General features: G+C 62.8%; 11 protein-coding genes and 1 tRNA gene. 7 read left to right on the top strand and 5 right to left on the bottom strand.

Features of this window, described 5'->3' with window-relative positions; all coding sequences use genetic code 11:
* Positions 1 to 25 precede the first annotated feature (25 nt).
* The 3 genes from F1640_RS18235 (at position 26) to F1640_RS18225 (ending at position 2,490) form a co-directional block, all read left to right on the top strand.
* Positions 26 to 226: a hypothetical protein gene (locus F1640_RS18235; RefSeq protein WP_194920539.1), complete on the top strand. Its 201-nt coding sequence runs from the start codon at positions 26 to 28 to the stop codon at positions 224 to 226.
* A 176-nt stretch (positions 227 to 402) separates the two neighbouring features.
* Entirely contained in the window at positions 403 to 1,038 is a 636-nt protein-coding gene (locus tag F1640_RS18230) for a GDSL-type esterase/lipase family protein (protein WP_194920538.1), read from the top strand.
* An 81-nt stretch (positions 1,039 to 1,119) separates the two neighbouring features.
* Complete coding sequence (locus F1640_RS18225; protein WP_066763960.1) at positions 1,120 to 2,490, top strand: IS1380 family transposase; 1,371 nt, start codon at positions 1,120 to 1,122, stop codon at positions 2,488 to 2,490.
* Between the two features lie 233 nt (positions 2,491 to 2,723).
* Here F1640_RS18225 and F1640_RS18220 read toward each other — a convergent pair whose 3' ends face one another.
* The 4 genes from F1640_RS18220 to F1640_RS18205 form a co-directional block, all read right to left on the bottom strand.
* On the bottom strand, positions 2,724 to 4,013 hold the full coding sequence (locus F1640_RS18220) for a GDSL-type esterase/lipase family protein (RefSeq protein ID WP_206694712.1): 1,290 nt from the start codon (positions 4,011 to 4,013) through the stop codon (positions 2,724 to 2,726).
* A gap of 1 nt (position 4,014) precedes the next feature.
* The gene (locus F1640_RS18215) at positions 4,015 to 4,344 is read right to left on the bottom strand and encodes a hypothetical protein (RefSeq protein WP_194920536.1); all 330 of its coding nucleotides are present in this window, start codon (positions 4,342 to 4,344) and stop codon (positions 4,015 to 4,017) included.
* Between the two features lie 95 nt (positions 4,345 to 4,439).
* Positions 4,440 to 5,990: a site-specific integrase gene (locus F1640_RS18210; RefSeq protein WP_194920534.1), complete on the bottom strand. Its 1,551-nt coding sequence runs from the start codon at positions 5,988 to 5,990 to the stop codon at positions 4,440 to 4,442.
* Between the two features lie 211 nt (positions 5,991 to 6,201).
* Positions 6,202 to 6,291: transfer RNA gene (locus tag F1640_RS18205), tRNA-Ser, on the bottom strand.
* A 163-nt stretch (positions 6,292 to 6,454) separates the two neighbouring features.
* Here F1640_RS18205 and hspQ point away from each other — a divergent pair.
* On the top strand, positions 6,455 to 6,841 hold the full coding sequence (gene hspQ, locus F1640_RS18200; RefSeq protein ID WP_124809830.1) for a heat shock protein HspQ: 387 nt from the start codon (positions 6,455 to 6,457) through the stop codon (positions 6,839 to 6,841).
* A 58-nt stretch (positions 6,842 to 6,899) separates the two neighbouring features.
* Here the strand turns inward: hspQ and F1640_RS18195 are convergent, their stop codons facing one another.
* A complete protein-coding gene (locus F1640_RS18195; protein WP_124809821.1) occupies positions 6,900 to 7,769 on the bottom strand; it encodes an ABC transporter permease in 870 nt (289 codons plus the stop codon).
* Positions 7,770 to 7,927: 158 nt separating this feature from the next.
* Between F1640_RS18195 and F1640_RS18190 the strand changes: the two genes are divergently transcribed.
* The 3 genes from F1640_RS18190 (at position 7,928) to F1640_RS18180 (ending at position 13,014) form a co-directional block, all read left to right on the top strand.
* The gene (locus F1640_RS18190) at positions 7,928 to 8,629 is read left to right on the top strand and encodes a GcrA family cell cycle regulator (RefSeq protein WP_124809820.1); all 702 of its coding nucleotides are present in this window, start codon (positions 7,928 to 7,930) and stop codon (positions 8,627 to 8,629) included.
* Positions 8,630 to 8,766: 137 nt separating this feature from the next.
* Positions 8,767 to 9,906: a diguanylate cyclase gene (locus F1640_RS18185; RefSeq protein WP_223806660.1), complete on the top strand. Its 1,140-nt coding sequence runs from the start codon at positions 8,767 to 8,769 to the stop codon at positions 9,904 to 9,906.
* A gap of 195 nt (positions 9,907 to 10,101) precedes the next feature.
* Complete coding sequence (locus tag F1640_RS18180; RefSeq protein ID WP_124809818.1) at positions 10,102 to 13,014, top strand: TonB-dependent siderophore receptor; 2,913 nt, start codon at positions 10,102 to 10,104, stop codon at positions 13,012 to 13,014.
* Positions 13,015 to 13,065 lie beyond the last annotated feature (51 nt).

Here is a 13,065-nt window from a genome sequence, read left to right as displayed (position 1 = left end):
CCGGCCGCCTGCTATGCGGGCGGCCATGCATCCGTGGATCCCCGCGCTTTTCATCCTGGCACTGGCCGGCGTCGCGTGGAGCCTGACGCGCAATCTCCGCAAAGACTGGTATCCGCCGCGCGTGATCGGCCTTGGCCTGCTGATTCTCGTTTTCGTGATAGCGGCCGTTGCCTACGGCGGCGCGCGCTATGAGCGCAGCCACGTCAACCGCGGCGAAGTGGAGTAGATCGACATAAGGACGCATGGGGTCATGTTCCTCCTAATCTATTCGATAATCGCTAGCGGATGTGCTCCAGCGACCATCCGAGCCAAAATCTTCTAAGTAGCGTTAGGCGCGGTCTACATATCAAATTGACACTCAAAAAATCGTAAAGTACCGAATCCAAGGGGGAGGATTCGGAATTGAAAAAGGCTCTTTGGTTTTTACCAGCTCTTGCTTTGTTCGGGGCGGGGTTTCTGGCTTCAGCCTATTGCCAATCGGAAGCATTGGCAATTTCTGGAAAATCGTTACATTTCATTCGTAGAATTTTTGTGCCAAAAGCGATGGCAAACCCATCGTTTAGGTTACAAGCGCCGGTGCACCGGAGTACGCCACCGACATCATTGACTCTGGTAGGCGACAGTCTGACGGCTTATGGCCCTTGGAACAGGATACTTAAAGTAGATTACAACAACTTTGGTATCGCGGGAGACACGACGATCGGCGTGGTCGAACGAATAGAGGATATGCCGCTCGGCGATACTGTTATGGTGGAAGTCGGAACCAACGACCCAAACATGGGTGTGCCGCTGAAGCAAACCAAAGCCAACATTGACAAGATTATGGCAAAGTTACGGGGCAAGCACGTAATTTTTTCCATTACGCCGCCGATGGCAGATCCTGATGGCAACGCAGCACTGGAACCCATCCGCGACTATCAGCGCCAGGCCTGCATTCGGCTGAAGAACTGCAAGATCGTCGATTTGCCAGCCATATTGGGCAACAAACATGGCTTGTTGCGCAAAGAGCTAACCTGTCTTATTCACCGCGGCGGGTGAGAGGGTTGGCGGGAGTGGCGTAAGCGATTGCTTTGCAGTAGGAAAATGGGTGTCTAGACCAGTCCTTCAGCGAGGCAATTTATGCCACGGACCACACCCGCCGGGAGCGATGATAGCGCACCGGGATTTTCGTTTCCAGCGGTTGGCGGCAAGAAGGTCACAACCGCGTTCGACGGTGGCCGGCTGACCTCTGACGGCGGCGTTCTGCTGCTGGCGCAGGCCGAGCGCGCGATGGGGATCTGCCGGCAGCTTGCTGCGTGCATCGCCGATCCGCGTGACCCGACGCGGGTGATCCATCGCCTCGATGACATTCTGCGTGCCCGTGTGTTCGCGATCACGTGTGGCTATGAGGACGCCGATGATCTCGATGCCCTGCGCGACGATCCGGGCTTCCGCCTGGCGCTGGGCAAGTTGCCGGGATCGGGCGCGGGGCTGGCCAGCCAACCGACGATGAGCCGCTGGGAGAATGCACCGACCACGCGTGAACTGGCCCGGATGATGGTCGCGATGATCGGCGTTTACTGTGCCAGCTATCCGGCCCCACCGGCGGCGGTGACGCTGGATATCGATGACACGTGTGATGTCGTGCACGGCTATCAGCAGCTCTCGTTCTGGAACGGACATCACGGTGAGCGCTGCTTCCTGCCGATCCATGTGTACGATACCGCGAGCGGGCGGCCGGTGGCGATGCTGCTGCGCACTGGCAAGACGCCGTCGGGTGCCGAAGGTGCCGGCCACATCCGGCGCCTGGTGCGTCATATCCGCCAGCACTGGCCCGATACCCACATCACCATCCGCGGCGATGGGCACTACGCCCGTCCCGAGATCATGGCGTTCTGCGAGGCGGCCGGGGTCGATTACGTGTTCGGCTTGCCGACCAACGCCGCGCTGCGGGCCGATCCGGCCATCGTTGCCGTCGCCGATGCCTGCGCGGTCAAGCGGGCCCAGGCCCAACATCCGGTCCTGCGCAACTATGTCGAGACCCGCTACGGCGCCAAAAGCTGGAAGAGCCAACGCCGCGTCGTCGCCCGGATTGAGGCCAGCACGCTGGGCATGGACATCCGCTATGTCGTCACCTCGCTGACAGAAGGCTCGCCCGAGCACATTTACGACACGCTCTATTGCGCGCGCGGCCAAGCCGAAAACCTGATCAAGCGCCACAAGACCCAGTTGGCCAGCGATCGCACCTCGTGCCGCTCGGCCAATGCCAACCAGATGCGCCTCATCCTGCATACCGCCGCCTACTGGCTGATGTGGCGCGTCCAGCAGGCCATCCCCAAGGCCACCTCTCTGGCCACTGCCGAGTTCGCAACGCTGCGCCTGCGGCTGCTCAAGGTCGCCGCCCGCGTCATCGAGACCGCCTCGCGCATCCGTGTCGCCTTCGCGTCAGCATGCCCCGACGCCGGCGTGTTCAAAGCCATCGCCACCAGTCTCCGGCCAGCGCCGACATAGCCAGCGCGGCTGTGCCGCACAAAGCCCGAGCCATCGCCCATCAACCTCGAAAAGCCATCGGTTTTGCTGCGGCGAAAAACGCCGCCGAAACCGCGCGCCCGGATCACGCGGCCACCGACACATCAAACCCGGCACGCCCCAGTGCAGCGGGCTCATGAATAAGCCGGGCTAACGGATGACGGTGTTCACCTGCTCTATCCCGGATACGTGATGTGGGCCAACGCCATTTCTAGTTAAGGCTGTACCCGGAACACGCCCAAGCGCTCGACTATCAGTGTCGCGGACCCTGCACCCGCAAAATAGGCGCGCAAGCTACCGGTGAGCCATCCACGGGCACCGCTATCGATCACCAGCCGTTCGGTCTCGCTGACCCAGCTATAAGCCCCGGATGGCAACGCACCATTGACCGCTGACCCAACGGCGTAGCCATCTTCAACCTGGCGCGTAACACCTGCGCGGTTGCTCTCGAGATACGTCGAACACCACTGGAAATTCGACGCTCCCGCAGCAACGCCCAGCTTGGCGCTGCTATAAAACACGTCTCCCGGGTTTTCGACTCCGATCAGCGATAGGTCGTACTGCACGCGCACGACGCCGGCCTGCGCGGTGGTGATCGCGAGCTGCAGCGCATTGCCGTAGGTGCCCGCCGCGTTGGTCGCAGTGATGCTCGTAGCCCCGGCCGTCGTCGCAGTGGCAGTAATACCGGCCGGCACGTTGCCGTTCCATGTCTCGTTTGTGCCGGTTGCGACTCCACCCGTAGTTGTGGTCCAGAGCGGATTCGGGAACCACTGCACAGCGCCGTTGGAGTAGACTTCGCCCGCCGATTTTACGAGGCCATCGCAAGGCGGGAAAAGCTGGTTGAGCAGCGCTCCGAACGCAACCCCAGCCGCATTGCCACCGGCCATCAGGTTGATGTGCGTGCCATCACCCGAATAGTTCGAATTGAGCGTCATGGCCTGACCGGGCGTCAGCACCAACGATGCCATATCGAACAGGACCGCGTTGGGTGTAGTCCTGCAAAACTCACGAATTTGCTGGTTGTACTTGAACACCGCCCCACGCTGTGCCGCTGTGGTCAATGTATTCGCGCCTGCCTCAGTGATAAGGATGACCTTTCGGCCCGCCGCGATCCATGCCTGCACGAATGGCTTGATCGTGACAGTCCAGTAGTCGATCGTATTACCCGTCGCGGCCACGTCGTTGACGATGCCGTAGACGATCGCCCACAGCGCGCGCGTGGCAAACGCAGCTTGCTGCTGCGCCGGAGCAAGGTACTGATCGGACCGCTGGCCCGAGGTGGCGAGCATAGCTTCGACGGTCACGCGCTGCCCTGCCTGCGCAAAGCCTTGCGTCAGGAAATTGAAGCCGTTTCTGGTTTTGTTTGTTGTTCCATAGGTCGCATACATCTGCGCCAGGCGACTGTCACCGATCAGAACAAGGCTGCCGGAATTGTAGATACGCGTCGCCGCCCATTTATTGAGAGCATTTTTCGACGCCATCTTGCGAGCTTGTGTGTCCTTCATGTCAGACCCTCGCGCCATAGACAGCGGTAATGCCCGTTCCGCTTCCGGGAGATGGGTTGAGGCGGATACTTGCATTGCCGTCGATCGTGAAATGCTTGCCAACCTCATTGGGCGTCAGCGTAGCGTACTCATTTCCGCTCTTGTCCCTGACGATCCACGCCTCCCACAGGTCGCCCCCCAACGACCGTTCCGGCGTGTAATAGCCGGACGCCAAGGCCGTGATCTGGAACTCCACGTCGGAGAATCCCGGCAGAGGTACGCCCGTTTGCGGGCTGGCCCAGGGCGTCGGCTCGATATAGGCAGGGGTAAAATCACCAGATGGCAACGGCATATTCGCCTCCGTTGGTGGAAAATCGTGATACGATATTTTCAAAATGGAAATATCGATATACGATTTTTCACAGCCCGAAGGAACGGGTAATCCTGCTATTCCACCCCGTCGATCAGAACTTTTACCCCGTTGGAATCGTCGCGGAGCACGGCATCCAGCAGCGCGGCCTTCAAGGCTCTCGTGGCATGCGCATTCAGCACCGTGCCCCCGTCCCAACTATCAAGGGCGGACAAGATGCTCGACATCGCCATGTGCGGCTTACCGGGCAAATGGCCGATCGCAACCGCCTTGGCATCATCGAGGTATGCGGCCCGCTCGCGCCGCCGCGCCGCGCTGACCGGGTTGGACCGCCGTTCGACGTCCAGCAGCAGCTCCGCCGGCACCGCCGAAGCAAGCAGCATGTCGGCCCATTCGCAGGCTATCTCCCGGCGGCGAGGCAGATAGGCCGCGCGGTTGTACGCACCCTCGACCTTGTTGGCCGGCACATGGGCCAGCATGAGATCGATGATGGCCCGATCCGGCGATGCATCCCGGTGCCCGGCCGCGCGCCATTCTCGCTCGTACCGCTCGTTCATCGTCGTGCTGAACGCCGCGCGCCAGCCATGGGGGACGTGCCGCCCGGCATAGCCAGCCCGGTTGTAGAGGTAGCCGATGGCGTTCTCGCTGATGGGGTGGTGCGCGTGTCGCTGGCCGGGGAACACGAGATCGCCGCGCCCGGATAACTGGCGCACGACGCGCAGCGCGTCGACCGCCTGCGGAGCAAGCGGAACGATATGGTCGAATCCATCATCGGCCTTGCGGTCAAGCTCCAGCTTCATTTGCGCTGCCGGGATATGCCAGATTGCATCGGGCGATGGTTCATCGCTCTGCCAGTCGATGCCCTTGATGTCATGCCAGCGCGCCCGCCGAACCACGCCCGGGCGCTGTGCGGTAAGAGCGAGGAAGCGGCTGGCGAGCAGGGTGACCGGATAGGCCCCAGCCTGTTCGACCGATTCGATGAGCGCGCGCAGGTCATCGAGTTTCACGATCGCCGCCTGCTTCTTTGCCTTGCGCTTGGGCAGGAGGGCATCCTCCAAATCCTTCGCCGGGTTGTCGCGCACGAGCCGCTTGGACAGCGCCAGCGTGAACACCGCGGATATGCGCTGGCGCAACCGCTTCGCCGTTTCGATGGAGCCACGCCGCTCGACCTTGCGCAGCAGGCCCAGCACGTCCTGGGCGTCGATCGCGGAGATCGCGCGGGGGCCGATCGCGGGGAACACGTCGCGCTCCAGCGAGCGCAGCACGTCGTTGGCGTGGATCGGCGTCCAGCGCGCCTCCTGCAAGCCGAACCACTCGCGCGCTACCACTTCGAACGAGTTGGCTTGCGCCATGCGCGCGGCCACAGCCTGACGCTTCTTGTCCTCTGCGGGGTCAATTCCGGACTGGATGAGCTTGCGCGCCGCATCGCGCAGGTCGCGCGCCTCCGCGAGCGTGACGTCCGGGTATGGGCCGAACGAGAGCTTTTTCTCCTTGCCGGCGATGCGGTACTTCATGTGCCACAGCTTGCCGCCGGCCGGGCGCACCAGCAGGTACAGCCCTTTTTCGTCCGCCATCTTGTAGGGCTTGCCCGCCGGCGCTGCCTTCCTGATCGCGACATCCGATAGCACTAACCGTCTCCACCTTGGGGGCCTGCGTCTTATGCGCCATGGTCCGGCTGGGGGCTCGCGGCGTTTGCCGTTGGGGTCGGCCCCCAAATAAGCCCCTAGTCGGCACGACGTTCCCTGAATGTTCCTGATGGTCATTGACAGGCAAACGGCACAAAAGTCCAGCCATTTCCGGCTGTTTTGGCAGGCTATGACGGCTGGTGAAAGGTGGAACTGGCGGAGAGGGTGGGATTCGAACCCACGGTACGGTTGCCCGTACACCGCATTTCGAGTGCGGCGCATTCGACCACTCTGCCACCTCTCCATGAAGCGCCAAGGGACGGTTTAGAAAGCCGTCCGGTCGAGGAAGCGCGCCGTTAGCGCATGGATTGGGGCTTGCCAAGCAGAAAGATGACGCAATGCACAAGGGCTCGCTTGTTTCGCCCTGCGCCGCGCCCTATATTGCTGCCATGCCCCATATTCCCTCCATGGACACGGATCAGGCCCGCTACTTTTCGCAGCAGGCCGGTCGGCATGTTTCGGCGCCTCACGTCGCCACGGCGCGCTTCGCGATCGGTGATGTCGTGAAGCACCGGCTGTTCGATTTCCGTGGCGTGATCTTCGATATCGACCCGGTCTTCGCCAACAGCGACGAATGGTATGAATCCATCCCGGCCGACATGCGCCCGCCGCGCGACCAGCCATTTTATCATCTCCTCGCTGAAAACGAGGAGAGCAGTTACGTGGCCTATGTCAGCCAGCAGAACCTGATGGCCGATCCCGACACCGGACCGGTGGAGCACCCTTCGCTCGACGAGATGTTCGATGGCTATCGCAACGGCCGCTATCGCCTGCGCCGGAGCCTTTCCCACTAAGTGGATCGGCGGGGGCGGGCTGGCGCATCGTCGCCTCGCCCGCGTTCCCCCGTCGACGTCAGCTTTTCAGCTTCCAGCCTGACCGCAGCAGCGCATACGTGACGCCCGCCAGCGCTACGTTCAGCACGCCCAGGCCGATCGCGCCGTGCAGCACGGCAAGGTTGCTGTCGCCAATGTCGCTTTCCCCGAGGAAGCCGAAGCGGAAGCCGGAAATCACATAGAAGATCGGATTGACCCGGCTGATCGCCTGGAACGCGGGGGCCAGCCGATCGATCACGTAGAACGTGCCCGAAAGCATCGACATCGGCGTGATGATGAAATTGGTGACCGCCGCGTTGTGATCGAACTTTTCCGCCCACATCGAGGTCAGCACGCCGATGAGCGCCAGCAGCGTTGCGCCCATCAGCCCGAACCAGACGATCGCCCAGGGGTGCTTTGCTTCCAGATGCACGCCCGGCCACAGCATCATCGCCGCCGTCACGGCAAGGCCGACCAGGACGGCGCGCGTAACCGCCGCGCCGACCAGCGCCAGCAGCAGTTCTCCTTCGGAAACCGGCGGCATCAGATAGTCGATGATCGTGCCCTGGATCTTGCCGGCAAGGAAGCTGAAGCTCGAATTGGCGAAGGCATTGTTGATCATGCCCATGGCGATCAGGCCCGGCGCCACGAAGCTGGCGAACGGCACGCCCAGCACCACGCGCCCTCCACCGCCAAGGGCGAGCGTGAAGATCGCCAGATACAACAAGGTGGTGACGGCCGGCGCCCAGATCGTCTGGGTCTGCACCTTGAAGAACCGACGCACCTCCTTCATATAGAGGGTCCACAACCCCAGCCGGTTGAAACCGCGGAAAATCGGTTGCCCAGGTTGCGGAAAGCTGCCGTGATACCGGTTGTCGTCCCCTGCGCGGGACGTGATTTGATCTGCCATGGCAGATGCGGTATCGCGCCAGCCTGCCTCTGACAAGGGCTGGCGGCAACGGCGTGACAAAGCTGGCGCGGGGGCGTCCCCGCGTTGGAGAACGCGATTGGGCGTCGATGGCGGAAACGCGGATCGCGCAAGGTTTTATACGAAGGATTGGCACGGGCATGAGCTGGACCGAAGAGCGGATCGAGAAGCTGACGAAGATGTGGGAAGGCGGCGCAACCGCCAGCCAGATCGCCGAGGAACTCGGTGGCGTCAGCCGCAATGCCGTGATCGGCAAGGCCCATCGCCTGGGGCTGAAGGCGCGGCCGTCGCCGGTGAAGGCGAATGAAAAGGCCGAGGCTCCTTCGACGCCCAAGGTCGTCCGCCCGGCATCGGCCGAACCGCGTGCCGCCGCGCCAGCGCCGCGCCCCGCTGCCGTCGCTCCGCCCAGCGCTCCCGTCGCCGCAGCCGCTCCGGCTCCGCGTCCTGCGCCAGCCGCGCCCGCCGGTGCCACGCCAGACGCGCCTGCAGCTCCCGCCGCTCCCCAACCACGGATCGTGTCGGTCGGCCCCGGAGGCTTCCTGCGCCAGGGCCCTGGCGATCAGCAGGCCCCCATTCCGCCGGCCCCGCCCCGCCGGCTCGTTCCCGCCCGCCCCAGCCCCGAAGTGGCGGAAAAGACCAGCCTGCTCGATCTGAACGATCGCATCTGCCGCTGGCCAATGGGCCATCCGGGCGAGCCCGATTTCCATTTCTGTGGCGAGAAAGTGAACCCCGGCTTCCCCTATTGCGTCGAGCATTGCGGACGCGCCTATCAGGCGCAGCTTCCGCGTGGGCATCGCCGTCCGCCGCCGCCCATGCCATTCGGCGGTCCGCGCGTGCGCTAACCTTCAGGAACCGCATTCTTCCGATGCGGTGGCGGAATCAGGGAAATCCGCATCGGAGGGATTAACTATAGCGCGATCCCGCCGTCCTGTGGGGCATGACCGATCATGACCCCAGCTTCCCCCGTAAGGCGCGATGGTTGGCCTGGCTTGGCCTTGCCCATGAAGAGCATGCTGATGCTTCCTCGACCGGATCGCACCCGGAAGAAGGCGCGGCGCACTTCTATCGCGATCCGACCCCGCAGGAAGTCTGGCTGCCCGCCAAGCGGCGAATGCTGGGCAAGATCACCGATTTCCTGATCGATCATGATCTCGATGTCCTGCCGTTCACGCTGGGCGTCGCCTATGACTGCGTCACGGGCGCGAGCCCCCGCCTGGCGCAATTGATCCTCGAACGCACCGAAGCCGGTCAGCTGGTGAACCTGCGCTGGCTGGAAGAAGTCGCGCGCGAGCACGACAACGACAAGAGCACCGAAGTGCTCACCTCGCTGATGAACCGTCTCGAGCGGAGCCTCGACGAGCTGGGTGAGACAACGGCGGGCGCGCGTTCGGCGACCAGCGAATACAACAGCGCCCTGCGCGAGCACTTTGACGAACTCGAGGAAGCGAGCGAAACCAACGCCGTCATCTCGCGCCTGGCGAAGCTGACCGAAGCGATGATCGACCGCACGCACCAGATCGAGAAGCAGCTGAGCGAAAGCGAACAGCGCACGCGCGAACTGCAGCGGACGCTGGACGAAACGCGCCAGGTGGCCAATCACGATCACTTGACAGGCCTGCCCAATCGCCGCGCGTTCGAACATCTCCTGGAGCGCGAATATCGCGAAGCGCTGGCATCCGGCGAGGCGCTGGCCATCGCCTTCTGCGACATCGACCACTTCAAGCGGATAAACGACGTACACGGCCACCCGGCCGGTGATCGCGTGCTGAAGTTCGTCGCGGAATCGCTCGACAAGATTTCGGATGCGCGCTGCTATGTCGCGCGGCACGGCGGCGAGGAATTCGCGGTGCTGTTCCGCGGCATCACAGTGGAAAAGGCCTTCAGGAAACTCGACGCGACGCGCGAGGAAATCGCGCAGCGCCGGCTCGTCAACCGCGTTACCGACCTGCCCTTCGGCAGCGTGACCTTCTCGGCCGGCTTGGCGGACCTGTTCTCCTACGCCGACAAGAGCGCGGCGCTGAAGGCAGCCGACGAAGCGCTCTATGTCGCCAAGGAAAGCGGTCGCAACCAGATCGTCATCGCGCGCGGCGGCGGCCACGGGTTCGAAGCCGCGGCCTGACGATCGGCTTCAGCCGGAAGGACAAGGGGCGTTCAACGGCGACGGCATTTTTGTGCCAAATCGTGTCTGGTTAACATCAAATTGTGTCTCGCGTTTGCAACAGGTTGCCACGAGCTTCACGCGCAACGGTCTTTTGCGTTGCAAAATTGCCGTCTTTCCCAGCAAAATCATATATCCAAAGTTTCAGAGGCAACCATGAAAACCCATCTCAACGCCCTGGCCAGTGGACTGGCCCGGTCCGCCATTGCTGCCGCCTTGCTGGCTCCCGCTGCCGCGTTTGCGCAGGAGGCGCCACAGACGGCGGCCGAAAACGGTGCAACCGAAGCGGCCCAGCCGGAAATCGTGGTGACCGGATCGCGCCTGCGCCGCACGACGGACTACGCGACCGCCAGCCCTACCGTATCGCTCGGCTCGCAACTCCTGCAGCAGTCCGGCACCACCAACCTCACCGACTTCCTCACCGGCCTGCCCGCGCTGGTTGGCTCGTCGACGTCGCGCGACAACTCGGGCGATCGCGCCGGCATCGGCACGACCGGTCTCAACCTGCTCAACTTGCGCAATCTGGGTGTCGATCGCACGCTGGTGCTGGTTGACGGCCGCCGCCATGTCTCGGGCCTCGAAGGTTCGCAGGCGGTAGACATTAACACCATTCCCGAAGACCTGATCGATCGGATCGACGTGCTCACCGGCGGCGCTTCCGCCGTCTATGGCGCCGATGGCGTCACCGGCGTGGTCAACTTCGTGCTCAAGAAGAACTTCGAAGGCATCACCGCGCGCGCGCAGGCCGGCATCAGCAAATACGGCGATGCCGGAAACAGGCTGATCGGCATCACGGCTGGCCACAATTTCGCGGGCGGACGTGGCAATATCTCGATCGCCTACGAATATGGCGGAGAGGATCGGCTGAATTCCCGACAGCGGCCCGAACTGAGCGGCACGGATGCCGTGAGCTTCGTGCGCAATCCCAACTACGTGGCGGGCCAGCCTGGCTCCTACTCCCGCATACCAATGAAGGATGTCCGCTATCAGTGGACCGCCCGCGGCGGGGCGGTGGATGTCGATTTCGATGGCGTTCCCGACTTCAACGGCGATGGACGGCCCTACAATCTCGGAACCGCAATTCCCGGCGGCTATTCGGTCGGCAGCGACGACACGCTGGTTTCCGACTATCGCAACGACCTGCGCCCTTCCACCAACCGCCACGTCGTCAACCTGCTCGGCCACTTCGACGTGTCCGACAAGCTGCAACTGTTCGGCGAGGTCAAGTACGCCAACGTCAAGGCCTATTCGCTGGCCCAGCCTACGTTCGACTATTACCTGTTCGTGCCGGAGGACAACCCCTACATCCCGGCCGCGATCAAGTCGGCGATCGATCCGGCAAACGGCGGCGTGCTCGTCACGCGCGACAATTTCGACCTTGGCCAGCGCGGCGAAAGCATCAAGCGCGAAACCTGGCGGACCGTGGTCGGCGCGCGGGGCGATCTGAACGAAAGCCTGCACTACGAAGTCAGCTATGTCTTCGGGCAGACCAACGTTACCAACCATTACGTCAACGATCGGTACACCGACCGGTTCATGGCCGCGATCGATGCCGTGGACGACGGCACCGGCAAGATCACCTGCCGGGTCAATCTCGATCCTACGGCGGCGCCGGCCATCACGTTCAAGCCCGGCGCATGCGTACCGTTCAACCTGTTCGGCGAAGGCAAGTCCTCGCAGGCCGCGCTGGATTTCATCCACGCCAATACCACCGAGCATTCGCGCATCACGCAGCATGTGGTGAACGGCTTCGTCAGTGGCGATACGCGCAGCTTCTTCTCGCTTCCGGGCGGCCCGGTCGGCTTCGTGCTGGGCGGCGAATACCGCAAGGAAAGCTCGCGCTTCGACCCCGATCCGCTGGAAGTGCAGGGCCTGACGTTCTCGAACGTGCTGAACCCCAGCCGCGGATCGTTCGACGTGAAGGAAGGCTTCGCGGAAATCGATGTTCCGGTGTTCAAGGACCGGCCCTTCTTCCAGACGCTCGATTTCAGCGCGGCGGTGCGCCTGTCGGACTATTCGTCGATCGGGCACACCACCACCTGGAAGTTCGACGGCAACTGGGCACCGGTGCGCGACATCCGCTTCCGCGGTACCATCTCGCAAGCCGTTCGCGCGCCGAACATCTCGGAACTCTACGGCGCATCATCGCAGACTTTCGCGTTCTTCGATGATCCCTGCATCGTCGCCAACCGTTCGGCGGGCACGTCAAGCCGCGCGGCCAACTGCCAGGCTATCCTGTCGCAAGCCGGGCTGACGCCGGCGCAGATCGCCGCGTTCGATGATACGCGATCGACCAACATCGCGGGAACGCAGGGTGGCAACTCGGGCCTGCGTGCTGAAGTCGCGCGGACGTGGACGGCCGGTGTCGTGCTGACTCCGCGCTTCGTGCCGGGCCTGCAGGTGTCGTTCGACTGGTACGACATCAAGCTGAAGCAAGCGATCAACACGGTCGAAGCGCAGCAGCTTGCCGAACTGTGCGTCGACCAGCCGACGATCAACAACCAGTTCTGCTCCGCGATCCATCGCGCCAGCGGCACCGGCCTGATCGACGACTTCACGCTGCAGCCCCAGAACGTCGCGAATTTCCGCACTTCCGGCCTCGACGTGAACCTGAATTACCGCTTCGCGGTGAAGAAGATCGGCGCGTTCGAGCTGAAGCTGATCGGCAGCTATCTCAACAAGCTGAGCACCATCGGCACGCCGGGCGCCGAGCCGACCGACGAGCGTGGACAGGCTTACTATTACTCGCCCAAGTACCAGCTCTATGCGAGCGCGACCTATTCCACGGGCCGCTTCGCGTTCAACTACAACATGTCTTGGTGGGACAAGACGCTGCGCTACACGCTGGTGCAGCAGGCAAACAACCCCAACTACGTCGCGCCGGAATACAAGTATTTCAAGCCGCGCGCCGTCCACAACATCTACGCCAGCGTCGATGTGCAGAAGAACTTCCAGTTCTATGGCGGGATCAGCAACCTGTTCAACCAGAAGCCTGACCTCGGATCAATCCTCTATCCGACCGAGGACATCGGCACGTCGTTCTACGCCGGCGCGCGCGTGAAGTTCTGACCATGTCCGGGGAGGAGGATGCCCTGCACCACGCAGGGCATCCTTCCCGGG

The organism is Novosphingobium sp. NBM11 (genome assembly GCF_015390225.1).
Taxonomy (GTDB): domain Bacteria; phylum Pseudomonadota; class Alphaproteobacteria; order Sphingomonadales; family Sphingomonadaceae; genus Novosphingobium.
The sequence above is the reverse complement of the archived record's forward strand: the minus strand, read 5'-3'. Positions and strand labels throughout refer to the sequence as shown.

Excerpts from the sequence above, each read along its gene's own strand:
- F1640_RS18195 (WP_124809821.1), bottom strand. The coding sequence starts at position 7,769 with ATGGCAGATCAAATCACGTCCCGCGCAGGGGACGACAACCGGTATCAC.
- F1640_RS18220 (WP_206694712.1), bottom strand. The coding sequence starts at position 4,013 with ATGAAGGACACACAAGCTCGCAAGATGGCGTCGAAAAATGCTCTCAAT.
- F1640_RS18225 (WP_066763960.1), top strand. The coding sequence starts at position 1,120 with ATGCCACGGACCACACCCGCCGGGAGCGATGATAGCGCACCGGGATTT.
- hspQ (WP_124809830.1), top strand. The coding sequence starts at position 6,455 with ATGGACACGGATCAGGCCCGCTACTTTTCGCAGCAGGCCGGTCGGCAT.
- F1640_RS18180 (WP_124809818.1), top strand. The coding sequence starts at position 10,102 with ATGAAAACCCATCTCAACGCCCTGGCCAGTGGACTGGCCCGGTCCGCC.
- F1640_RS18215 (WP_194920536.1), bottom strand. The coding sequence starts at position 4,344 with ATGCCGTTGCCATCTGGTGATTTTACCCCTGCCTATATCGAGCCGACG.
- F1640_RS18190 (WP_124809820.1), top strand. The coding sequence starts at position 7,928 with ATGAGCTGGACCGAAGAGCGGATCGAGAAGCTGACGAAGATGTGGGAA.
- F1640_RS18235 (WP_194920539.1), top strand. The coding sequence starts at position 26 with ATGCATCCGTGGATCCCCGCGCTTTTCATCCTGGCACTGGCCGGCGTC.